At 68.5% G+C, this 21,875-nt stretch carries 18 protein-coding genes, 1 tRNA gene and 1 pseudogene; 6 read left to right on the top strand and 14 right to left on the bottom strand.

Annotated features, from left to right (window positions below):
• Positions 1–15: 15 nt before the first annotated feature.
• Positions 16–2,241: an acyl-CoA dehydrogenase family protein gene (locus AWC25_RS04220; RefSeq protein WP_069399375.1), complete on the bottom strand. Its 2,226-nt coding sequence runs from the start codon at positions 2,239–2,241 to the stop codon at positions 16–18.
• Positions 2,242–2,438: 197 nt separating this feature from the next.
• On the opposite strand from AWC25_RS04220, the gene AWC25_RS04215 reads away from it, so the two are divergent.
• Both AWC25_RS04215 and AWC25_RS04210 read left to right on the top strand, forming a co-directional pair.
• Positions 2,439–3,038, top strand: a complete 600-nt coding sequence (locus tag AWC25_RS04215; RefSeq protein WP_069399374.1) for a TetR/AcrR family transcriptional regulator — start codon at positions 2,439–2,441, stop codon at positions 3,036–3,038.
• A gap of 444 nt (positions 3,039–3,482) precedes the next feature.
• Positions 3,483–3,803 (top strand): hypothetical protein, encoded by a 321-nt coding sequence (locus AWC25_RS04210; RefSeq protein WP_069399373.1) that lies wholly within the window; start codon positions 3,483–3,485, stop codon positions 3,801–3,803.
• A gap of 25 nt (positions 3,804–3,828) precedes the next feature.
• On the opposite strand, the gene AWC25_RS04205 is transcribed toward AWC25_RS04210, so the two are convergent.
• From AWC25_RS04205 to AWC25_RS04175, 7 genes are all read right to left on the bottom strand, one after another.
• Positions 3,829–4,911, bottom strand: coding sequence for a zinc-binding dehydrogenase (locus AWC25_RS04205; RefSeq protein ID WP_085166399.1), 1,083 nt, complete (start codon positions 4,909–4,911; stop codon positions 3,829–3,831).
• A complete protein-coding gene (locus AWC25_RS04200; RefSeq protein WP_085166398.1) occupies positions 4,908–6,329 on the bottom strand; it encodes an MFS transporter in 1,422 nt (473 codons plus the stop codon). Before AWC25_RS04200 ends, AWC25_RS04205 begins: the two co-directional genes overlap by 4 nt.
• Positions 6,326–7,018, bottom strand: a complete 693-nt coding sequence (locus AWC25_RS04195; protein WP_069399370.1) for an HAD family hydrolase — start codon at positions 7,016–7,018, stop codon at positions 6,326–6,328. The genes AWC25_RS04200 and AWC25_RS04195 overlap by 4 nt, the downstream gene beginning before the upstream one ends.
• A 153-nt stretch (positions 7,019–7,171) precedes the next feature.
• Positions 7,172–7,795: a cysteine hydrolase family protein gene (locus tag AWC25_RS04190; protein WP_085166397.1), complete on the bottom strand. Its 624-nt coding sequence runs from the start codon at positions 7,793–7,795 to the stop codon at positions 7,172–7,174.
• An 80-nt stretch (positions 7,796–7,875) separates the two neighbouring features.
• Entirely contained in the window at positions 7,876–8,712 is an 837-nt protein-coding gene (locus tag AWC25_RS04185) for a helix-turn-helix domain-containing protein (protein WP_069399368.1), read from the bottom strand.
• Between the two features lie 85 nt (positions 8,713–8,797).
• Positions 8,798–9,397 (bottom strand): cytochrome b, encoded by a 600-nt coding sequence (locus AWC25_RS04180; protein ID WP_069399367.1) that lies wholly within the window; start codon positions 9,395–9,397, stop codon positions 8,798–8,800.
• On the bottom strand, positions 9,394–10,512 hold the full coding sequence (locus AWC25_RS04175; RefSeq protein ID WP_372513449.1) for a catalase family peroxidase: 1,119 nt from the start codon (positions 10,510–10,512) through the stop codon (positions 9,394–9,396). Before AWC25_RS04175 ends, AWC25_RS04180 begins: the two co-directional genes overlap by 4 nt.
• Before the next feature lie 282 nt (positions 10,513–10,794).
• Between AWC25_RS04175 and AWC25_RS04170 the strand changes: the two genes are divergently transcribed.
• From AWC25_RS04170 to AWC25_RS04160, 3 genes and pseudogenes are all read left to right on the top strand, one after another.
• Positions 10,795–12,564: an N-acyl-D-amino-acid deacylase family protein gene (locus AWC25_RS04170; RefSeq protein WP_085166396.1), complete on the top strand. Its 1,770-nt coding sequence runs from the start codon at positions 10,795–10,797 to the stop codon at positions 12,562–12,564.
• Positions 12,565–12,575: 11 nt separating this feature from the next.
• A pseudogene (locus AWC25_RS04165) lies at positions 12,576–13,944 on the top strand (aromatic ring-hydroxylating oxygenase subunit alpha).
• Between the two features lie 76 nt (positions 13,945–14,020).
• Entirely contained in the window at positions 14,021–14,398 is a 378-nt protein-coding gene (locus AWC25_RS04160) for a hypothetical protein (protein ID WP_142278683.1), read from the top strand.
• 32 nt (positions 14,399–14,430) lie between these two features.
• On the opposite strand, the gene AWC25_RS04155 is transcribed toward AWC25_RS04160, so the two are convergent.
• From AWC25_RS04155 to AWC25_RS04130, 6 genes are all read right to left on the bottom strand, one after another.
• Positions 14,431–15,018: a class I SAM-dependent methyltransferase gene (locus AWC25_RS04155; protein ID WP_069399443.1), complete on the bottom strand. Its 588-nt coding sequence runs from the start codon at positions 15,016–15,018 to the stop codon at positions 14,431–14,433.
• A gap of 44 nt (positions 15,019–15,062) precedes the next feature.
• Positions 15,063–16,400 carry a sensor histidine kinase gene (locus AWC25_RS04150; protein ID WP_069399442.1) on the bottom strand — a complete coding sequence of 446 codons (1,338 nt, stop codon included), beginning with the start codon at positions 16,398–16,400 and terminating at the stop codon, positions 15,063–15,065.
• A 98-nt stretch (positions 16,401–16,498) separates the two neighbouring features.
• Positions 16,499–17,446 (bottom strand): NAD(P)/FAD-dependent oxidoreductase, encoded by a 948-nt coding sequence (locus tag AWC25_RS04145; protein WP_069399364.1) that lies wholly within the window; start codon positions 17,444–17,446, stop codon positions 16,499–16,501.
• 46 nt (positions 17,447–17,492) lie between these two features.
• Positions 17,493–19,274: a selenocysteine-specific translation elongation factor gene (gene selB / locus AWC25_RS04140; RefSeq protein WP_232326922.1), complete on the bottom strand. Its 1,782-nt coding sequence runs from the start codon at positions 19,272–19,274 to the stop codon at positions 17,493–17,495.
• A gap of 38 nt (positions 19,275–19,312) precedes the next feature.
• Positions 19,313–20,653 (bottom strand): L-seryl-tRNA(Sec) selenium transferase, encoded by a 1,341-nt coding sequence (gene selA, locus AWC25_RS04135; RefSeq protein ID WP_069399440.1) that lies wholly within the window; start codon positions 20,651–20,653, stop codon positions 19,313–19,315.
• 28 nt (positions 20,654–20,681) lie between these two features.
• Positions 20,682–20,777, bottom strand: a tRNA-Sec gene (locus AWC25_RS04130).
• A gap of 107 nt (positions 20,778–20,884) precedes the next feature.
• Between AWC25_RS04130 and selD the strand changes: the two genes are divergently transcribed.
• A complete protein-coding gene (gene selD / locus AWC25_RS04125) occupies positions 20,885–21,874 on the top strand; it encodes a selenide, water dikinase SelD (protein WP_069399363.1) in 990 nt (329 codons plus the stop codon).
• The last annotated feature ends 1 nt before the right edge of the window (position 21,875 follow it).

The following is a 21,875-nucleotide window of genomic DNA, read 5'->3' as shown; positions in this document are numbered from 1 at the left end:
CCTTAGGTTCGTTGATCACTTGCGCGGCAGCCCCAGGATCATCTGAGCGATGATGTTGAGCTGGATCTCTCTGGTGCCGCCACCGAGCAGCTCGGCGGGGAGGTGCAGATAGGGCTCCACGACGGCAGGGTCGGCGTCGGCCTCCATGGCCACCCGGCCGGTCAACTGCAGGGTGGCCCGAAACGTCCGCCGCAGCAGCACATTCATCGCCACCTTGGCAATGCTGGACGTGGGTCCGGCGGCTTGCCCGTCCAGCAGTCGGATGGTTTCACGCACCCCGAGCGCCCGGATGGCGCTGGTGTACGCGTCGAGCTCACCGAGCTCGCGTAGCGCGTCGTCGCGGTCGGGCCCGGGCTCGGCCGCGAGCCGCCGGATCGCGACCGCCCGGTCGAACTTGACGTAGCCGCTGATGGCGGACCGCTCCTCGGCCATCGTGGCGATCGCCAGCGTCCAGCCGTCGGTGGGGGCGCCCAGCAGCATCGAGTCGGGAATGAAGACGTCGTTGAGGAAGACCTCGTTGAAGTGCGCGTCACCGGTCGCGGTCTTGATCGGTTCGATCTCGATGCCCGGAGTTTGCATGTCGAGGATGAAGTAGCCGATGCCGCGATGCTTGCTAGCCTGCGGATCGGTACGCGCGAGCAACGCCCCGAAGTCCGCGCGGTGCGCCATGGACGTCCAGATTTTGTGGCCGTTGATTTTCCAGCCCCCCTCGACCCTGCTCGCTCTGGTCGCCAACGACGCGAGGTCTGAACCGGCGCCCGGCTCGCTGAACAACTGGCACCAGGCCAGCTCGCCACGCTGGGTGGGCTGAATAAGCCGTTCCTGCAATTCCTTTGACCCTGCCCTCAGTATCGACGGCAGGATCCATTCGGCGATGCCCAACGACGGCCGGACCAGTGCGGGTCGTTTGGCGAACTCCTCGTCGATGATGAGTTGCTTCAACGGGCCGGCGTCTACCCCCCACGGTGCCGGCCAGTGCGGCGCAATGAGTCCGGCCTCGGCGAGCAGCGTACGTTGCGGGCCCGACTCGAAGTATTCGTAGTCGCCCTGGCGTCCGGGCTTATCATTGCGCAATTCGAGTGCCGCATCCAGGGTTTCGCCGACCCAGGACCGGAACTGCGCTTCCGCGTCACCGAGATTGACCGACATGTCCCGGGTCTGGGTGCAGGTCAATGCCCCCAATCGTCGGGCCCAGCGGTTGGCCGGGCCGATGGAGGCCGCCAGGCTGATCGCCCGCCGCCAGTACAGGTGCAGCTCGTGCTCCCAGGTGAAGCCGATCGCGCCGAACATCGTCAACGCGTCCAGCACCAGGTCTGGCATCGGTGAAACCGTCAGCACGGCCGCGCCGGCGGCCGCCAACCGGTGCTGATCGATCGACTCGTCGACGGCCCGGACCGCATCCCAGGCCGCCGCGGTGGCCAACTCACTGTTGACCAAGAGCATGGCGGCGCTGTGCTGTAGGGCCTGGAAAGTGCCGATCACCTTGCCGAACTGTTCACGGATCCGCAGGTGCGCGGTGACCGCCTCGACGCACCACTGCGCGATACCGGCGGCGGCGCTGGCCACCAGGCTCACCGCCACGCACTCGGCGCGTTCGGCGTCGATCCCGGTGAGGATATCCGACTCGTCGGCGACGTACTCGTCAAGTCGCAGTATGCCGACATCGGTGACCAGGTCGGTGCCGGCAACGGATTCGATCCTGGCGTTGGGCTTTTCGGTGCGCACCAGCACCCAGATCACGTCGTCGTGTTCGTCGCGGGCGCCCACCAGGATCACCGCCGCCGCCCCCACCCCGGCGCTGACCTCCGAAGCGCCCGACACCCGCCATCGCCGGCCGTCGGTTTGCACCCGCAAATCGCCGTCGTCCGGCAGGACCAGCGCGGCCGGAGACCCGGCGGCGAGTTCGGTCAGCAGCGCCTCGGCAGCCGGCGTCGGATCTGCGAGCAGCGCGACGGCGCCCGTCTGCACGGTGGGCAATAGCGGCCCGGGCAGCAGCGCCTTGGCGGCGGATTCGATCACGCACCCGGCGTCCAACAGCCGGCCACCCTGACCGCCGATCCGCTCGGGCAGGTGCACCGCGTGAAAGCCGTTGGCGGTCAGCGCATCCCACCATACGGGTAGGTCACCGCCCGCCAGCGCGTCGAAAGTGTCGCGCGTCGCCGCGATCGGAGCGTGGCGCCCGGCGAATTGTCCGACGGCCGTGCTGAGTTCTTGCTGCTCGGGGGTCAGTCCCAGCGTCATGACCGGGACCGCGCAGCAGCGGTCATGGGCTTCGGCCGCACCGGCTGATATCCTTTCGTCTTACAAGACGAACCGTCTCGTCTTGCGGAAGATTACCGGCGCGGGTCAGGCGTCGCAAAGTGGCCCCCTCCCCGGGGCCGACCGGGGCCGCTGGGGGCCGACCGATGGCGAGGGACCCGATGGACGAGGATCAGTAGATGACAACCGATCTCGGTCAGGCGAACCCGCGGTCCGGGTCGCCACGGCGCCGCAGCGAGAAGTCGCGGACGGCGATCGTCACCGCCACACGCGAACTGCTCCTCGAGCGCGGCTTCGATGGACTGACGATCGAGGCGGTCGCCGCACGCGCCGGGGTGGGAAAGCAGACGATCTACCGCTGGTGGCCCAGCCGTCCGGCATTGGTGGCCGACGTGATGCTGCAAGACGCCGACAAGATTTTGTCGTCGGTGGAGCACACCGACGATCTGGTGTCCGACCTGATCGGCTGGGTCCGGAGGTTGGCCACCACCCTGACGACGGAACGCGGTTCGGCCATGCTGCGCACGTTGACGGTGGCCGGCATGGAACACGAGGAGACCGCCGTCAAGTTGCGCGCCGGCTTCAGCGTGCCGCTGCACGAGAGCGTGCGCACCCGGTTGCTGGCCGACGGTATCGACGCGCACACGGCCACGTCGGCCGCGGACGCCATTGTGGGCGCGGTGGTATATCCGATTCTTTCGGACGCGAAGCAATACTCGCGCCGGCGGGCCGAGCTAACCACGCGACTCATCGTTGAGTCTTTGGCGCGCAAACTCTGAACTGCTCCGTACTGCGCGATCAAATGCACGATGGGTGAGTCATTCTCGTACTCCGGGCGTAAATTGACGGCCCCGCAAGGCATCACGCCTGTCGACGTCTTTGACGCGCGCGAAAATTACTGAGCTACAGCATCATCAATCCCGATTGCCGCCATCACAAATTCGGATTGGACCTCGTCGAGGACGAATGTAAAGATCCGATCAATGCGTCAACCGGACGGCAATCCAGGAGTCCAGCAATGGATCTATCTATTGGTCAAGCGTGGAATTCACACGCCACCACGCGGGATTGGACCCCAATGCGCGTCGGCAATTACCTTCGCGCCGAAGGTGGTAGTGCCACGACCTCCCACGCGCGTCGGCAACCGAAATAGGCTCCGGCATATGATGAATCGGCCGGCCTCGTGGGGAAGTGAGCGAGGGAGACTCGCGCATCAACTGGACATGCGCGGCGAAGTCCTCGGCCGCCGGCGGGCGCGAAAATTGTGTGCCCGCTTCGCGCGCGTCGGCGTCCAAACCTCCCCGGATCGGCTCCGCGCGATGTTGGCCGGCGCCCCGGTCGCGGCGAGTGAAGAAGCGGACGTCAGATTTGCGTTGATCGCGGCCCAAATCGACCGGGACGCCCGCAGCGCGAAGTACCGCGAGATGAGGCGGGAGGGTGTGCGCTCGTTGTTGATCGCCGGGATGACGCTGCTCGCGTTGAACTTTCTGCTGTGTGCGGCCTACGCGCTGCTGAACCTGGCCCAGCAGACCTCACCGTACTAGTCGCGATCGCGCACGGCGCCGCAAATCATGGCGTGGGACAGATGGATTGGCGCAGCGATCGGCGCTGCCCCGCGTTGCGTAACACGTCGTCGAGATGGTCGAGGTCGGTGGCCGTCGCCACCAGCTCGGCGAAGGGGTAGCGGTCATGGTGTGCGGCCAAAAAGTCGACGGCCGCGCGCAGATGCCCGGGACGGTAGTTGTGCACCCCGGTGATCGTCGTCAGGTTGCGCACGACGCGCTCGGGATCGATCGTGATGGGCGGGCCGGTGGCCACCGATCCGGCGAGCACGGCCCGACCCCCGACGTCCAGGTGCGTGATGCAGGCCTGCACGGCGGCGGGGTGGCCCGACAGTTCCAGGGCCACGTCCACCAGCGGCACCTCCGTGTGGTTGCCGACCACAAGGTCGGCGCCGAACCGGGTTGCCGTTTCCTGACGCGCCGGGTCCGGATCACAGACCGCAACCCAGGCGCCGAGCGCATCGGCCATCGCGGCCGCGGTCACCCCCAACATCCCGGCGCCGGTGATCAGGACGCGGGCGGGATCGCGGTGCCGATCGAGTTCGGCGGCGTCGAGCACGGCCGTGACCGTCGCGGTCGCGCACGAGGCCGGAGCCGCCACCGGGTCGGGGACGCGGTCGGGCACCGCAACGATGGTGGTGCCGGGCAACAGCACGCAGTGGCTGGCGAAGCCGCCATTGAGCGGCCAGCTGCTGTCCAGCGCCTCGTGCCCGTATTTCTTCAGGTGCAGGCACTTCTGTTCCAAGCCCCACGCGCAGTTGCGGCATTGCCCGCAGGACGCAGTGATCGACCACACCACCCGGTCGCCGACTGCCACGTCCACACCGTTCGGATAATGGGGCCGCGGCCCGGATCCGATCGCCACCACATGGCCGACTTGTTCGTGGCCCAGGATGCCCGGGTGCGGTGAATTCCGGCGTCCATGCACCGTGTGCAGGTCACTGCCGCAGACGGTGGCCAGGTCGATGGCGACGAGGACGCGGCCGGGGCCGGGATCGGTCGCCGCGCTGGTCGATACCACGGTGATCGGCTCGCCCACCCCGTCCCACCGCGCGTACCGGGCTTGCACCGCGCCGCTGACCGCTGTCATGCCGACACCGGCTGCGAGCTCGACGACGTGATCTCGTTGCCGGCGCGCCGCGTCGGGTCCTCGGTCCCGGCGCTGTCCAGCGCGACACCCCTCGGTTCGGGAAGCAACATCGTGGCGACGATGCCCAGCACAAAGCTTGTGCCGGCGATCAGAAGAGTGGGCCGTAACCCGAGGTGGGCGAGGGCGACCGGGGTGATCAGGGCGCCGAGGAACGCGCCGAGTTTGGCAGTGCCGGCCGAAATCCCGTGTGCCGTGCTGCGGATCGCGGTCGGAAAGGACTCCGCGGCCAGCAGCATGGTCGTGTAGTTCGGTCCCACGGCGATACCGAACAGCGACAAGCCGAAGATCACCGCAAACGGGGCGACCGTCGACGTCAGCCCCGGTATCGCCGCGATCAACCCCATCGACAGCGCCGAGAGACCAAAGCCAAACATTTGCAAGGGCTTACGGCCGACCCGGTCCAACAACGCCAAACCGACCAGCGCGGCGACCAGACTGAAGCATACGACCAGCGCGGCATTGATCGCCATGTTCGCCACGATGCCGGTGGCCGGCGCGATGCTCTTGATCAGCAGCGGCTGGCTCACCGAGTTCCCGTACACGGCGACGTTGAAGAAGAACCAACCGCCGGCGGTGCCCAGCAGCGTGAGTCGAAAAGAGCTCGAGCGCACCGCGTTCCGCAACGTGACCGCCGGCGGGGCGTGGTCGGCATCGCCGGCCTGGACGGCTTGGCCGGAAAAGGCGCTGAGATCCTGGGCAGCCTTGCCGACGTCGCCGGCGACCACCAGCGTCCAGCGCGGCGATTCTGGCATATGCCGGCGATTCCACAACACCAGCAGCGACGGGATCGCCCCGAACCCGAGGATCAGACGCCAGGCCAGTCCGGGCGAGGTGCCCGCGGCCACCACGGCCAGCGCGACCAGGTACGCCGCAACCTGGCCGAGAACGTAGAACAGGAAGGTCAATCCGACCAGGCGACCGCGGTTACGCCGGTTGGCGTACTCGGTCATGATGACCCCGGAGGCGGGGTAGTCGCCGCCGATGCCGATCCCCAGGACGACGCGGGCAAGGAGCAGGCCGGTGAACGTCGGGGCGAACGCCGAGGCGAGTGCACCAAAGATCATCAGCACCGCTTCCAACCCGTAGACCCGCCGGCGCCCCAGCAGGTCACCCAGGCGGCCGAACAGGAACGCCCCCACCGCGACCGCCAGCAGGGTCGAGCTGGTCAGCGCGCCGACTTGGCCTGCCGACAAATGGAATTCGGGTTTGACGAGCAGGGTCACCGTGCCGATGACGTTGAGATCGTAGGAGTCGGTGAAAAATCCCATGCCCGCGGTCACCGCGGCCTTGAGGTGAAACCGGCTCACCGGCGCATCGTCGAGCCGAGCCCGGACCCCGCGGGTAGTGTGCGTCGTCATCGCGACGCCCCCTGATTGTGCGCGTCGATACAGGCGACCAGGTCGGCGACGGAGTCCAGCACGTGGGTGTGCGGCACGGTGGCGAAGTCGGTGTCGGAGTGCGCGCCCGTGCGAACCCCGGCCACGATCGCCGCGCCCGCCCGGCTGCCGGCCAACAGGTCGCTCGTGGTGTCGCCGGCGACCGCGATCTGGTCGACGGCCTCAATGCCGGTGCGCAGCAATGCGGTGAGCACCATGTCGGGAAACGGGCGGCCCCGTCCGGCGTCCACCGGGCACAGCGCCAGCGTGATCAGCTCGCCCCACCCGAGCGCCTCGATGATGTAGTCGCGAGTGGTCGGCGAGAACCCCGTCGAGAGTACGACGGCGCAGCCCGAGGCGCGCAGCTTCTCGACGGTTTCGGCGGCCTGCGGGATAGCTGCCACGCGGTCGTTTCGGATGGCCTCGAGATAGGCCGCCTCGAACGCGGCGTTGGCCGTGTCGGCGCGACCCACGTCGCCGGGGAAGATCTTCCGGAAGACCTCGATCTTCGACTGCCCCATCGTCTCGTGGACATAGCGGACGGCGGCCTGGTGGGCGGGGGTCCCGGCGCGCAGACCCGCCGCAGAGAGCGAAGCGTCGAACGCATCTGCAACGGCCCCGTCGTCGAGCACCGTGGTCCCCGCCATGTCCAGGCAGGCCAATTTGATCATGTCTGTCCCCTGTCGTCCGTACGCTGCTCAACCGTCTGGCCAGGTGCTAGCGCGTTGGCTTCGTGCAGGTGGATCAAAGGTGAATATTGACAGCCGATCTCATCGCAGTTGTCCGAACAACTTGGCGGGCCTGGCGATGGGGCCCGTCGTCGATCAATCGGCCAGTGCCGAGAGCTGCTGAACCACTGCCTCAGTGGTGAGAATGGAGCTGGCGTAGTTCGGGATGTTGACTTCCAGCGCGGCACGCATCTCGACCTCGGAATAACTTGCCGTCGCGTCCTTGACCATTGTGATGTCGTAGCCGAGCTCGGCGCCGAATCGCACGGTCGCCTCGACGCAGGTGTGGGCGATCAGGCCGACGACGATCAGCCGCTGGATGCCGTGTCTCTTGAGAAGTAGGTCGAGGTCGGTGTTCGCGAATCCGCTGGAACACCAATGCTCTTGGGCGACAATGTCTCCCGGTTCCGGCTCGAAGTCCGGATGAAGCTCACCGCCCCACGTTCCGTACTCGAAAGTCTTGCGGGACCATGGCGCCCGCTGAATCGGCGCCACATAAGTCCAGGTCTCGTAGTGGCCCGGCCGGTATCGGCGATGCAGGGCGTAGCAGACCCGGATCCCTGCGCTGCGTGCGGCGGCCAGGGTTTGACGCATATGCGGCACACACCCGTTTGCCTCCGCGACGGCCCGCAACCGATCCCAGACCTTGCCGCCTTCGCTGATGAAGTCGTTGTAGGGATCGATGACCAGAAGGCCGGTGCGGCCCTTGTCCTGCGACATGCTCACATGCTGACATGCCGGCCCGGGCGCCGCCTAGCCCGAATGCACGGTGATCAGCATTTCCGCGGCGCGCCGGTGCGTCAGAGCGACGGCCGCGGCTCGACAAGGGTGGACAGCAATCGGAGCCTGTCCTCGGTGGTACTGCCGGGTTCGGCATAGTAGGTCACCAGCACCTGCCCGTTCTCGGGCAATACGAATGTGCGGTATCGCATTTCGAGCAGCCCCACTTGCGGGTGGTCGCCGATGGCCGGGCCGCTGGTCTTCTGCCGTACATCCTGACGGGCCCACAAGGTGCGGAACCGTTGGCTGGCGATGCTGAGCTCACCGATCAACGCCTGAAGCTCGGGATCGTTGGAATTGTCTTCGGCAATGTTGAACCGTAACGACGACACCAGGATCGCGGTGACCTCTTCCCAATTGACGATCCAGTTGCGCAACGAGGGCTCCAAGAAAACCGCCCGCAGATGGTTGACGCCCCGGGCGAAAAACGGCGTCAGCGCGCACGCCATCGCGTTGGACGCCACGATGGTCAGATTCCGGTTGTGCACATACGCCGGGGTCAAATGCCAGTTGTCGATCAACGTCTGCAGACCGGGATCGACCTTCTCGGCCGACGGCGCGGCCCGGCGCCGCCGCCGGGGCGCGGGCCGGGCCAAGTTGCGCATGTATTGGGTGGCATCGTCATTGAGCTGTAGGGCACTGGCCAAGCTCTCCAGTACCTGATCGGATGGTTGACGTTCCCGGCCTTGCTCAAGCCTCAGGTAATACTCGGCGCTGATGCCGGCCAGCATCGCCACCTCCTCGCGGCGCAGCCCCGCCACCCGGCGGCGTTCTCCTTCGGCCAGACCGACATCGGCCGGCTTCAGCAAATCGCGGCGGGCCCGCAAAAACGTTGCCAGCGACTGACCCTCGGGCATACAGCGACGATAGCGCGAGCCTTGTTGCACTGGGTAGCCGCGACGCTACCAGGAAGGACGCTGCCCAAGTCTCGCCGACCGTCGTTCACGCACCGTTCAAGTTTTCGTCATCTCGCGGGCCACTGAATCGACTGGGCCACAGTGCCATTCGATCGAGCAATCGGTCCCGCAACACGAGGGTGTGGAACAGGACGGCCAACATGTGCGCGGTGAACGCCGCGAACAACAGGAAGGCGAAGACACCGTGGCATTCCCGCAACACCGCGTAGAGGTCGACATTGCGCGGCGCGATGGCGGGCAGGCGAATCGGACCGACCAGGGTGACCGGCAGCCCGGCGGCTGACAGTGTGGCCCAACCGATTACGGGCTGGGTCAGCAGCAGCGCGTACAACGAATATTCCGACAGCGTCGCGATCTTGCGCTCGGCTCGGCTCATGGTCGCCAGGAACGCGGGCGGGCGGTGGGTGAGCCGATTCGCCAGCCGCACCACGGCGAAGAGCAGAATCGCGACGCCCAGTGGACGGTGAATCGCCAACAGCAACGGGTAGTAGGCCAGCGACGCGATCATGATCACACCGATCAGCAGCTGCGCAATGACCATGGGTGCCATCGTCCAGTGCAGGATACGGGAAGGGATCGTGAATCGTGTTGCGGTGGAGGCGGTCTCAAGCTTTTCTTCGGTCATGACAGCACCTGGCCGACGTTGACTTCGCTGGGCGACTTGGACTCTTCGGCACGGCGGGTGTACGACCGCGCGTACACCGCCGAGCGCGCAGCCAGCAACGGGTCGTCGGAGACGGTGATGCCGTCGGGAAGCACCGTCGGGTCGAAGTTGACGTCGCGCGCGTTGCCGGCCGCCTCCGTCTGCACCGCGCTGATGTTGATGGTGCCGGCTTCGATCGTCCGCCGTGATTGCGGCCAAGGCTTGGTGGCGTCGTTGGTCGGGTCACCCGGTTCACCGATGGTGAGAACGAGCTTCCACGCCAGTGGCCGCTGCGCGACGGCGCGGATGAGGTCGTCGAACAAGTAATCGTTGCCCTTCGACGCCGGCTGGCTGGTCTGCTGCGGCACGGCCGTCCAGCGCACCGGAACCGTCTCACCGGCACTATTGGTGAAGTGGAACGCGTTCAGGCCGTGAAACGTGCTGTCCGCGAACCCGATGCTGGGCGGTGTCTGCTTGATGATCTTCAACGCCGCGGCTGTCTCCGGGTGCTGTTGCAGGAATGCGGCCATCTTCTGCGGATCCGGTTTGCCCGTGCCCGCAACGGGTTTCGATGCAAGCAGCCGCTCATAGAAGCCGTGCGGGGTGCGGTCGGTGAACACCGGGAAGTTGACCATCGCGGTGCGCCACTGCTGACCGTCGGAGGTCTGAAACATCAGCCCCAGACCGCGGACCGTGTCCGGCTTGTCGGCCTGATTGGGCAAACCGCCGCCCAGCGAGAACCGCCCGACCACCGGGACGGTGCCCGGCCGAAAGACCGCGGCCCGGCAGATGGCTGCGCCCGCACCGGTACTAGCAAACGAACCGGTCGCGCTGAGGCCCTTCGCGTGGTTGCGACGAAACCCCTCATGCCGGCCGAAGACCTGTTCGAAACGGTCGGCGAAGCGCGGCGGTGTCAGGTCGTCGGGCCGCAGCCATCCGCCCGCGTAGGCGAATCCGCCGACGTCGACGGCGGCCACACCGGCGACCGCCCCCATGCCCAACAGTGCGCCACGGCGGGTCAGCCAGAAGCGGCGCTGCTCGGGTGCTGCTTCGCCGGGCCCCTCGGCCGGCTCGTGATCGCGATCAGCGGGCCCCATGCCCACCGTCCTTTCCATTGCGCCGCACAGCGTGGAACTCAGTGGCTGTGGGCAATTCATCCATGCACTTGGTGAGGGCGCAACCGGTACAGGGCTGTCGGCGCATCCATCGGCGACCACGATGCGGTGGCCGGATTGGTTCAACTCGTGCGCAGATCTTCACTATTTACGCAACGAGGCGTAGCGTAATGAGCTGACCGAGACCGGGCGCACCCCGGTCTCGCGTCCACCAACTCCGGCCTGCCAGCCCGTGGCGACCCCGAACAGACTCGGAGGAGACTCGTGTTCGACCTCAAGATCACCGGTGGGACCGTCGTGGACGGAACCGGTGCCGAGCGCTACCGCGCCGACATCGCCATCAAGGACGGCCGAATCGTCGACGTCGTCCGCCGCGGGCCCGGCCCCGAGACGGGCGGACTGGACGGTGCGCAGGCCGCCGAAACCATCGACGCGACAGGGCATCTGGTCGCCCCGGGGTTCGTCGACATCCACACTCATTACGACGGGCAGGTGAGCTGGGACAGCTTGCTCGAACCGTCCAGCGGCCACGGCGTCACGACGATCGTGACCGGCAACTGCGGCGTCGGCTTTGCGCCGGTGCGGCCCGGCAGCGAGCAGTGGCTGATCGAGTTGATGGAGGGCGTCGAAGACATCCCCGGCACCGCGTTGACCGAGGGCATCACCTGGGGATGGGAGACCTACCCGGAGTACCTGGACGCGGTCGGCAAGCAGCAGTTCTCGATCGACGTGGGCAGCCAGGTCGCGCACGGCGCCATTCGCGCCTACGCGATGGGCGAACGGGGCGCGCGCAACGAGCCGGCGACACCGGAGGACATCGAGGCGATGGGCCGGTTGGTTCGGGAGGCGATCGAGGCCGGCGCGCTCGGCTTCTCGACGTCACGGACGATGGGGCACCGCGCGATGGACGGCGAGCCGGTTCCGGGCACGTTTGCCGCCGAGGACGAATTGTTCGGGCTGGGCCGGGCCATGGCCGCGGGCGGACAGGCGGTCTTCGAGCTCGCCCCGCAGGGGTCTGCCGGCGAGGACATCGTCGCGCCCAAAAAAGAACTGGACTGGATGCGGCGGCTCAGCGGCGAGATCGACCGGCCGGTGTCGTTCGCGCTGATCCAGGTCGACGCCGACCCCAATCTGTGGCGCGAGATGCTGGACATTTCCGCGGACGCGCACGCCGCCGGCAGCCGGCTGTACCCACAAGTCGCCGCGCGCCCGTTCGGCATGATGATCGGCTTCCAAGGCCACCACGGGTTCAGCCACCGGCCCACCTATCGCCGGCTGCAGGCCGAATGCGGGCGCGAGGAGCTGGCGCAGCGCCTCGCCGACCCCGCGGTGAAATCCGCCATTCTGGCCGAGGACGACCTGCCCGCCGACCCGACCCTGCTGTTCGACGGCATGTTCGCGCTGGTGCAGCACTCCCTGGGGCGGCTCTTCGCCCTCGGCGATCCGCCCGACTACGAGCCCACACCCGACCGCACCGTCGCGGCCATCGCCAAGGCGCGCGGGGAGGATCCGCTGTCGACGCTGTATGACCTGATGCTGGAGCGCGACGCGACCGCGATGCTGATGCTGCCGCTGTTCAACTACGCGGACGGCAACCACGACGCGATCCGGGAGATGCTGCTGCACCCCGCCGGGGTGCTGGGTCTTTCCGATGGCGGCGCCCACTGCGGCATGATCTGCGACGCCTCCTATCCGACCTTCCTGCTCACCCATTGGGCGCGCGACCGGCGCCGTGGCGACAAGCTGGCGCTGGAATACGTGATCCGCAAGCAGTGCCGGGATACGGCCCACCTGTTCGGGCTGACCGACCGCGGCACCATCGAACCCGGCAAGAAGGCCGACATCAACGTCATAGATTTGGACGCGCTGACGCTGCACCCCGCGGCGATGGCCTTCGACCTGCCGGCGGGCGGTCACCGGATCCTGCAGGGCGCAACCGGTTACGCGGCGACCGTCGTCAGCGGCATCGTGACCCGGCGCAACGACGTCGACACCGGGGCCCGGCCCGGCCGGTTGGTGCGCGGAGCACGCTGAGGGTCGGGCCGGTGACCGCGGCGGCCGGCAATTCGGCACGCACCCGCTTTCCCGCCGGGGAGGATGCGATCGGCACCCCGCCCGCGAGTCCGACCCTGGTCCCGGCCGAGCGCTACTACTCACCCGCCTTCGCCAAACTCGAGACCGAACGCATGTGGCCCAAGGTGTGGCAGCTCGCCTGCATGGTCGACCACGTCGCAAAGCCGGGTGACTACTTCGAGTACCGCTGCGGCCCGTACGCGGTGCTGATCGTGTGCGATCCGGAGGCCCCGGGCGCCGGGCTGCGCGCATTTCAGAATGTCTGCCGCCATCGCGGCAACTCGCTGTGGGTGGGGTCGGGGTCGGGACTGCGCGAAATCAAATGCGGCTATCACGGGTGGACCTGGGACCTGGGCGGCACGCTCAAGCGGGTGCCCAACCGCAAGGGTTTCGGCGCGTTGCGCTTGTCCGACTTCCCACTGGTGCCGGTGCGGGTCGAGGCCTGGGCGGGGCCTGGTCTTCGTCAACCTCGATGCCGACGCGATGCCGTTGCTTGACTATCTGGAAGCGGTGCCCGACGACATCGCCTGGTGTCGGCTGGAGGACTTCCGCTGCTACGCGACGCTTACCGTCGAGGTCGAGGCGAATTGGAAGACGATCGCCGACGGCTACAGCGAGACCTACCACATTCAGACCTTGCACCCGGAGTTGCTGCGCTGCGTCGACGACATCCATGCACCGCAACAGATCTGGGGCCATACGGGTAAGTCCGATCAGCCCTACGGTGTGCCAAGCCCGCGCTTCAACGGTGCGTTGTCCGACGAAGAGGTATGGGAAGCATACGTTTACACGCAAGGGGCGCTGATGGGCGCGACCGAAGGGACACCCTTCCCGGCCCACCAGCGCCGGACCGGTCAAACGGTCCCGGATCTGATTGCCGAGCACACCCGGGCATTTGCCGCCAGCCGCGGGGTGAACCTCGACTGGGCCGACACCGACCGCATCACCAGACTGCACCAGTACAACGTGTTCCCCAAAATGACCCTGCTGGCCAACGCCGATCACCTGACGGTCATGTGCTCGCGCCCCGACAACCTCAATCCCGACGACCTCAATCCCGACAGAGGGGAGTTGGTCGTGTTCTTGATGACCCGCATGCCGCCCGGTGCGGCGCGCATTAAGCCGACGGACGTCCGGGTGCCCGCCGAACAGTCCGAGCCCGGGGTGGTGCTGACCCAGGACATCCGCGTCCTCGCCGGCGTGCAGCGTGGCATGCATCAGCCCGGATTCACCCACCTCGTGCTCTCCAGCGAGGAGCGTCGGGTGATCAACATGCACCGCAATCTGGAGCGCTATCTGGACCTGCCGGAGGCCGACCGGATGCGTGGCGGCATACCATAACCCGGCGAATTCACCCGGCTGAATTAATCGGCGAGCGGGCCGCGAAAAGTCACGATCGGGTCTAGACTTCCGGCTTGTGACGACCGCGTCGAATCCCTGTGGTAACGGACGAGGACAGCTGCCGCATCGGTTGCATATGCGATATCAGATTGTTGGCGAGCGCCGGGCGCGGCGCATGTGCCGGTCTTTCGCGGACGTCGGTGTGGACACCGGACCCGTTCGCCTGCAGCAGATGCTCGCGGGCATGCCGGTGAGCGACGAGGAAGTCACGGATGTCAATTTCGCCCTGATCGCGACCCGGATTAAGCGCGACGAGCGCAACGCGAAGCTGCGGCAACTGCAACGCCAAGGCACCCGCTCCCTGATGTTCGCCGGGATGATCCTGCTGGTGCTGAACTTTCTGTTCTGCCTCGCCTACGTGATACTCAACCTCACCGATCAGGCGCCGCTGTAACGCACCAGCGAAATGATCGGGCGTTTCACCGGTCATGCTGTGCTGCTTTGAAAACGCACCACGGTGTGCCAACGACTGCCGCTCGCCCCAACGAACTCGAACCCCTCGGGCTCGGCCAGCTTGCGCAGATTTGGAACACTCATCCGGTCCGGATCCGACAGTGTCTCGGCGAAGACCAGCGCCTTGCCCGGCTTCAGCACTCGGCGCAGCGAGCGGATGCAGGCCGACCTGTCGGGCACCTCGCCGATCACCGCGGCCAGGAAGGCGACATCGAAAGTGTGGTCTGGGTAAGGGAATCCGTGGCTCGCCTCGCCCGTCGTGAAACCGACGTCGTGGAAGCCGGCCCGCTCCAGTCGCCGCCGGGCCTTGTCCAGCATCTCGGGTTGCAGGTCGAACAGGTCGAGGCGGCCGTAGGTGAGCCTCTTGGCGATCTGCACGCTGTAGAAGCCCGGGCCGGGGCCCACCTCCAGCACGTGTTCGGTCCCGATGAGGCCGATGGCGTCGACCCTGCGCGCCGGATTGGCCCACGCCCGGCGGATCGGATTGTTCAGCAGGAAGGCCGCTTGGTGAGGGAAAGCGGCAGGTGCCTTCTGACGATGCTTGTGCAGCAAGGCATCCACCCAGGTTGTGGACATCGGATCTCCTGCAGCGCTGCTCATTTCGATCATGCCCAGTCGGCGGGACCACGACCGTCACCTGCCAGCTGCAACAGCAGCCGCGTCCCGCCCAGCGGGCTGGCATGCAAAGATGCCGTCCCGCCGTGCAATTCGGCTTGTTGGGCTACCAGCGCCAACCCCAACCCTGAACCCGAACGCGACGCCGTGGAGCCTCGAGAGAACCGCGCGAACACCGCGGTGCGTTCGTCCTCCGGAACGCCGGTGCCGTCGTCGTCGATCGCGATTTCCACGCCCCGGCTGGAGCTGCTCACGGCGAGTTGGATTTTGGACGCACCCCCGTGCTTGACGGCGTTGGCAATCGCGTTGTCGATCACCAGCCGCAGACCCGTGGGCAGGCCCACCATCAACACGGTGGGCGACGGCACCAGCGACACCTCCACGTCGGGGTAGATGCGCAGGGCGTCGTGCGCGGCGCGATCCAACAGCTCGGTGATGTCGAACGGGACGAAGTCGTCGACGGTCGTCAGCTCGCCCTGCGCCAGGCGTTCCAGTGCCGTCAACGTGGCCTCGATACGGCTCTGGGTACGAATGACGTCGCCGATGACCTCCTGGCGCTGCTCGGCTCCCAGCTCGAGCGTGGAAAGCACCTCCAAGTTGGTGCGCATCGCCGTCAGGGGGGTGCGCAATTCGTGCGAGGCGACGGCGGCGAAGTCGCGCGCCGACTCCAGCGCCGCCCGGGTGCGCTGTTGCTCGTTGCCGATGCGGGCCAGCATCTGTTCGACCGCCTCGGCGATCTCGACGGCCTCCCGCACGCCACGCACCTGGACCTCGTCCGGACTCGATTGGGCGTTGATCGCGCGGGCTTGCCGGGCGAGCAGCACAAAAGGATTCACCATGATCAACGAGATGACCCAGCCGACCAAGAACGTCCCACCGATGACGCCGGCACAGATCAACAGGACACGTAAATGCAATTCGTTGATGCGATGCTGGGCTTCGGCCAGGGGTGCGGCCAGCGCGATCGAGGCCGGCCCGGCCTCGAACGTCCGGACGCGGTACTGCACGCCGTTGATGGTGGTGTTGGCGTACCCGTTGGCGAGTTTGGGCAGGACGATGTTGCTGGGCAACGACACCGTCATGGGCCCGACACGCGCCGTGCGCACCAGGTTGCCGTCCGGCGTGGGCCGATCGGGGCTGGATGGCTGCGGACTGTTGAGCAGCGAGTCGATATCGCCGAGGCTGCTGACGGAGTCCAGCCGGCGATCGAGCTGGCTGTATTGGTCATTGGTGACCCCGACCCAGACCCAGACGCCCAGCGTGACGACCAGGGCGATCACACCCAACTGCGCGACGATGACAATCGTGCGCAACGACAGCACACGCATCGGCAGCCGGATCTTCTTCAACGCGCGGATGTTGGGCTCCCTTGCTGATCGACGGCCATCACGGCCATTATCGTTGTTGCGTCCCAGCGACTCTCGTTTCATTCCAGCGTCAACTCGCTGGGCAGCCCGTCGCCCAGAGCAGCTTGCGCGAGCAGTTCGCCCAGCACTGGCCCGAACTTCATCAGGTTGCTACCGACGAAGCCGACCACTCGGCCGCGGCGAACCGTCAGCCATCCGTCCCCTCCCGCGTCGAGCCACGGGGCGCGGACCGTGACGCAGTCCACCTGCCCCACCGGGGACAGCGACGGGAACAGCGCGCGCACCCCGGCCGGGTCCGGCGACTCTTGTCCGAACGCCCAACGGCCGGTGCTGCCCAACGGCAGCCCGTATCCCTCGGGCGCCGACAGGCAGGCCGCGCCCACAGCGTCGCCGCCCTGGTAGGTGAATCGCGTGTGCGGTGCGAACTCGACGTCGAGCGGCCCGAGCAGTTCCGTGGTGTGGGCGCCCGCGCAGACCACAACCCCATCGCCGCGGGTGACCGTGCCATCGGCCAGGCGCACCGAGCCGTCATCGCCGAGCGAGACGACGCGGCCGCGCCGGATCTCGACCCGGGCGGCCAGCGCCGTCAGGGCGCGGCGGATGCGCAGGCTGCCACCCAGCGGATCGAAAATCCCGGTCTGCCAGGCGGGCGCCACGAACGGGATGCGGGCCTGGATGCCACGGCCGTCGAGCCAGGAGAATTCGGCGCCCGCCTCCGTCATCGCGGTCACCGTCGCCGCGGGCGGGGCGGCCGCGATGAAACCTTCGGAGCCAAGTAGCCGCCCGGTGTCCAGCTCGCTTTCCCAGCGCCGCCAACCGTCGCGCGCCCGCAGCGCGAGCCTGCACAGCGCGGCACGGCGGTGGGCGATCCGAAAGATGCGCGCCAGTCCCGCGGACTGCTCGGCGAAGGGCTCGCCCCGCTCGAAGACGACGACGTTTTCCCCGCGCCGGGACAGTTCGTAGGCGGTGGACAGCCCGCATATCCCCGCCCCGACGATGACGATCATCCGGCGGCCTCGCTGCTAATCCGCAGGGCGACAAGCAAACTCAAACTCATCGCACCACCTCGCGGTGGCCGGCGTCCAACCGCCGGGTCCAGCCCCGCGCGTCGAGGTGTTCCAGCAGCGGAATCGCCACCCGCCGAGTGGTGCCCAGCGCCTGCCGGGCCTGGCTGGTGGTGAACGGTTGCTCGAGGCGGGCCAGCTCCCGCATCGCCAGCGCGGGCGCGGTGGGCAGCAATACCACTCCGTCGCGCAGGCGCAGCACCCGTCCCGCCCGCTCGGCCGCCGCCAATTCGCGGGCGGACAGCCGCCAGGCCGCCAGGTCGTCGGCCTCCGGTGCGTGGAAGGGATTGACACCCAGCCGCTGCTCCAACTTCCGCACCGCTGCTTCGGCGGCGCCGAGATCGCCGGGCGCACCGGCCGCCCGGATGTGGCCGCCTTGCTGTTCGAGCCCGGCGTCGCGGATGACGGCATCGAGCAGCGACGCGTCCGGCAGGGCCAGCAGATCGCGGGCCGCGCCGCGAGAAACCCCTTCCGCCAACGGGTCTCGAGCGTGCAGCTCCTCGACTGCGCCGCGCAAGCGCTGCTGCCAGGCTTCGTACGTCGCGCCGTGCACCCACCAGCCGTCCAGAATCCGTACCCCCGCGGGCGTCGTGCCCCGCGACGCCAGCAACCCCAACCGGCGCAGATGGCTCGCCCGCACCGCACCGCGGCGGGCCACTTCGGCCGCGAGGTCGCCGGCGGCGTCCATCCCGCTCAGGGCCACCGCCCGGCGGGTGCCGTCACCGCGTCGGCGCAACGCCGGGGGGTCGGCGTCGAGCACTTGGGCACCGCCGAGGATCCGATGGCCGCCCGGGTCGCGCAGCACCAACCGGTCGCCAAGCACCAGCGGCAATTGCCGGCCGAACGTGAGCCGGCCGTGGTCCGCGTCGAACGGCCGCAGCCGTGCGGGCACGGCCGCGGTCCCGACGTGCATGACGAGCTGCGCCGGCGCCTCGGTAAGCGGGCCGCCGGTGGTGCGGCGGACGTCGAGCGTGCCGGTGCTCGGCCAGGCGTCCGGGGTGACCAGCGCGTGCCCCCGCTGGACGACCTCGCGCGGTACGCCCCGCAGGTTCAGCGCGACCCGCGCCACCGGGCCCAGCGCGGGACGAGGCTCGCCGAGGCATTGCAGGCCCCGAATCACCACCGACTGGCCCTGCTCGGCGCCGAGCAGATCGAGCCGGTCGCCGCGGGCGACGGTGCCGGCCGTGAGCGTTCCGGTCACGACGGTGCCCGCGCCGGTGATGGTGAAGGATCGGTCCACCCACAACCGCACCCGCGCGGTGGCCTCCGGCGCGGGCAGCCGCGCGAGCACCCCGTCGAGGGCCTCACGCAATTCGGTCAGCCCGGTCCCGGTGACGGCCGACACCACGACGCCGGGCGCGTCGCGCAGTCCGGTGCCGGCCAGCTCGTCGCGGGCCTGGGCCAGCACCGGGGCGGCGCGGTCGGGGGCCCGGTCCGCGCGGGTGACCGCGATCAGGCCGTGCTGGATGCCCAGGGCGGCGAGCGCGTCGCGGTGGTCGCTGGACTGTGCCTGCCAACCCTCGTCCGCGGCGACGACGAAGCAGACCACCGGTGTCGCCCCGAGGCCGGCCAGGGTGTTGGCCAGGAAGCGTTGGTGGCCTGGCACATCGACAAAGGCCACCTGTCGGCCGGACGGCAAGGTGGTCCACGCGAAGCCCAGGTCGATGGTCAGGCCGCGGCGCTGCTCCTCTTCCCACCGATCCGGCTCCATGCCGGTCAGCGCGCGCAGCAGGGTGCTCTTGCCGTGATCGACGTGCCCGGCGGTGGCCACGACACGGGAGACGGGCGGGAGAGGAGAAGCCGTCGTGCTCAGCGGTCCGCCTCGGCTATCCCGGCCAGCGCGGCGGACACCGCGGCCAGCAGGCGGTCGTCGTCGGACTCGGGGATGCAGCGCAGATCGACCAGGCATGCGCCGTCGTGCACGCGCGGCAGCACCGCGGGCTCGCCGGCGCGCAGAGCGGCCGCCGCGGCCGCGGGGAGGCGGACCGCCCAGCCGGGCAGCGGGACGCCGGGAGCGCCGCCGCCCCCGACCCGTCCGTCATGTGCGACGACGGAGGCCCCGACCGCCGCGGCCAGTCGCTGCGCCCGGGCGCGAAGCTGTCCGGGATCGGCGTGCAGCGCCCGCGTGACCGGCGACGCGCCGGCCCGGACCGTGGCCTCCAGCGCGGCCAGGGTGAGTTTGTCGGCGCGGACGGCCCGCGCCAGCGGATGCCGGGCCAGCCGCTGCAGCACCTCGGCGCGGCCCAGCACGATGCCCGCCTGCGGCCCGCCCAGCAGCTTGTCCCCGCTGGCGGTGACGATGTCGGCGCCGTCGGCCAGCGCGGTGGCGGCGTCCGGCTCGCCGGGCAGCAGCGGCTCGGGTGCGAGCAGCCCGCTGCCCAGGTCGACAACCAGCGGCAGCTGTTTCGCGGCGGTCAGCGCCCGCAGCTCGGACACCGAAACGGCGCAGGTGAATCCTTCCACCCGGAAGTTGCTTTGATGCACCTTGAGCACGCATCCGGTCTGCGGGCCGATCGCCTCGGCATAGTCCTTCAGGTGGGTGCGGTTGGTGGTGCCGACTTCGCGCAGCCGGGCGCCGGTGGATGCGATCAGGTCGGGCAGCCGAAACCCGGCGCCGATCTCGATCAGTTCGCCGCGACTCACGACGACCTCGCGGACGTCGAACTCGGCCTGGCCAGCACCGGCCAGCGCGGTGGTCGCCAGCACCAGCGCCGCGGCGCCGTTGTTGACCACCAGCGTATCCTCGGCCGCCGGGCAGGCCTGCAGCAGCGCCTCACGCAGGGCGACCCCCCGCTTCGACCGGGTGCCGCTGGCCAGGTCCAGTTCGACGTCGACGTAGCCACTCGCCGAAACCAGCGCCTCGACCGCGGCGGCGGCCAACGGCGCCCGCCCCAAATTGGTGTGCACGACGACGCCGGTGGCGTTGAGCACGGGCCGCAACCTCGTGCTGCGCCGGGCCGCCAGCGCCGCCACCACCGCGTCAGGCACCTGGTCCGGTGGCAGGGCCCCACCGCGAGCCCGGTCCTGAATTTCGCGCACCACGGCCCGGACGGCGTCCTCGCCCAGCCGGACTCGCGCCTCCCGCACCGGCGGGAGCGCCAGCAATCGATCGGTGCGCGGGATCAGACGGCGCGGGTCGACCTGTGTCACTTACCTCCCGACCTCCTCGGTCTGCGTGTGGCGGAGGCGGACGGGAATCGAACCCGCCAGACCGAGATACTCGACCTCACCGGTTTTGAAGACCGGGGGGACCACCAGGAACCCAAACGCCTCCATGGACAACGTAGCTGGTCAGTAGTAATACCGAGCCGTCCCGTAGCGGTCTTGTCAGATCCGCCACATCCGCGGGGTGGGGTGATCCCGCACTCGTAGGCTCGAGCCATGGCTCAGATCGATACCCCGACCCGGTTGACCGGCTACGCGCACGGCGGTGGCTGTGCCTGCAAGATCCCGCCGGGCGATCTGGAGGAGGCCGTTCGCGGCCTGACCGGCCAAGCCGGGGAGCACGTGCTGGTCGGGCTGGACGACGGCGACGACGCCGCCGCGGTGTTGGTCGGCGATCTGGCGGTGCTGTCCACCGCGGACTTCTTCACCCCCGTTGTCGACGACGCCTACGACTGGGGACGGATCGCGGCGGCCAACGCCCTTTCGGATGTGTACGCCATGGGCGGCCGCCCGGTGGTCGCGATCAACCTGGTCGGCTGGCCGCGGGACGTGTTGCCGCTGGAATTGATGACCGAGGTGCTGCGCGGCGGCCTGGCGGTGGCGGCGGAGGCGAACTGCCCGGTGATCGGCGGCCACTCCATCGACGACCCGGAGCCGAAGTACGGCATGGCGGTGACCGGCGTGGCGGACCCGACTCGCTTGCTGCGCAACGACGCCGCCGAGCCGGGCCTGCCGCTGACGTTGACCAAACCCCTCGGGGTCGGGCTGCTCAACAATCGCCACAAGCAGACCGGTGAGGTGTTCGCCGAGGCGATCGCCACGATGACTCGGCTCAACCGGGCGGCCGCCGAGGCCGCGCTGGCCCACGGTGTGCGTGCCGCGACGGATGTCACCGGCTTCGGGTTGCTCGGCCACCTGTACAAGATGTGCCGGGCGTCGAAGGTGGGCGCCGTGATCGACCGCGCGGCGGTGCCGGTGATCGACGCGGCTCGGGTGGCGCTGCGCGACGGGTTCGTCTCCGGCGGGACGAAGCGAAATCTCGATTGGGTCCGCCCGCACCTGCGGCCCGGTTCGGGGGTGACCGAAAACGATCTGCTGCTGCTCGCCGACGCGCAGACCTCGGGCGGCTTGCTGGTGGTGGGTGAGCTTCCCGGTCACCCGGTGATCGGGCACACCACCGCGGCGGCGGGCGTCGAGATCCGCTGAG

Source organism: Mycobacterium sherrisii, from assembly GCF_002102355.1.
Taxonomy (GTDB): Bacteria; Actinomycetota; Actinomycetes; order Mycobacteriales; family Mycobacteriaceae; genus Mycobacterium; species Mycobacterium sherrisii.
Note: the sequence above shows the minus strand (reverse complement) of the source record. Positions and strands in the feature narration are given on the sequence as shown.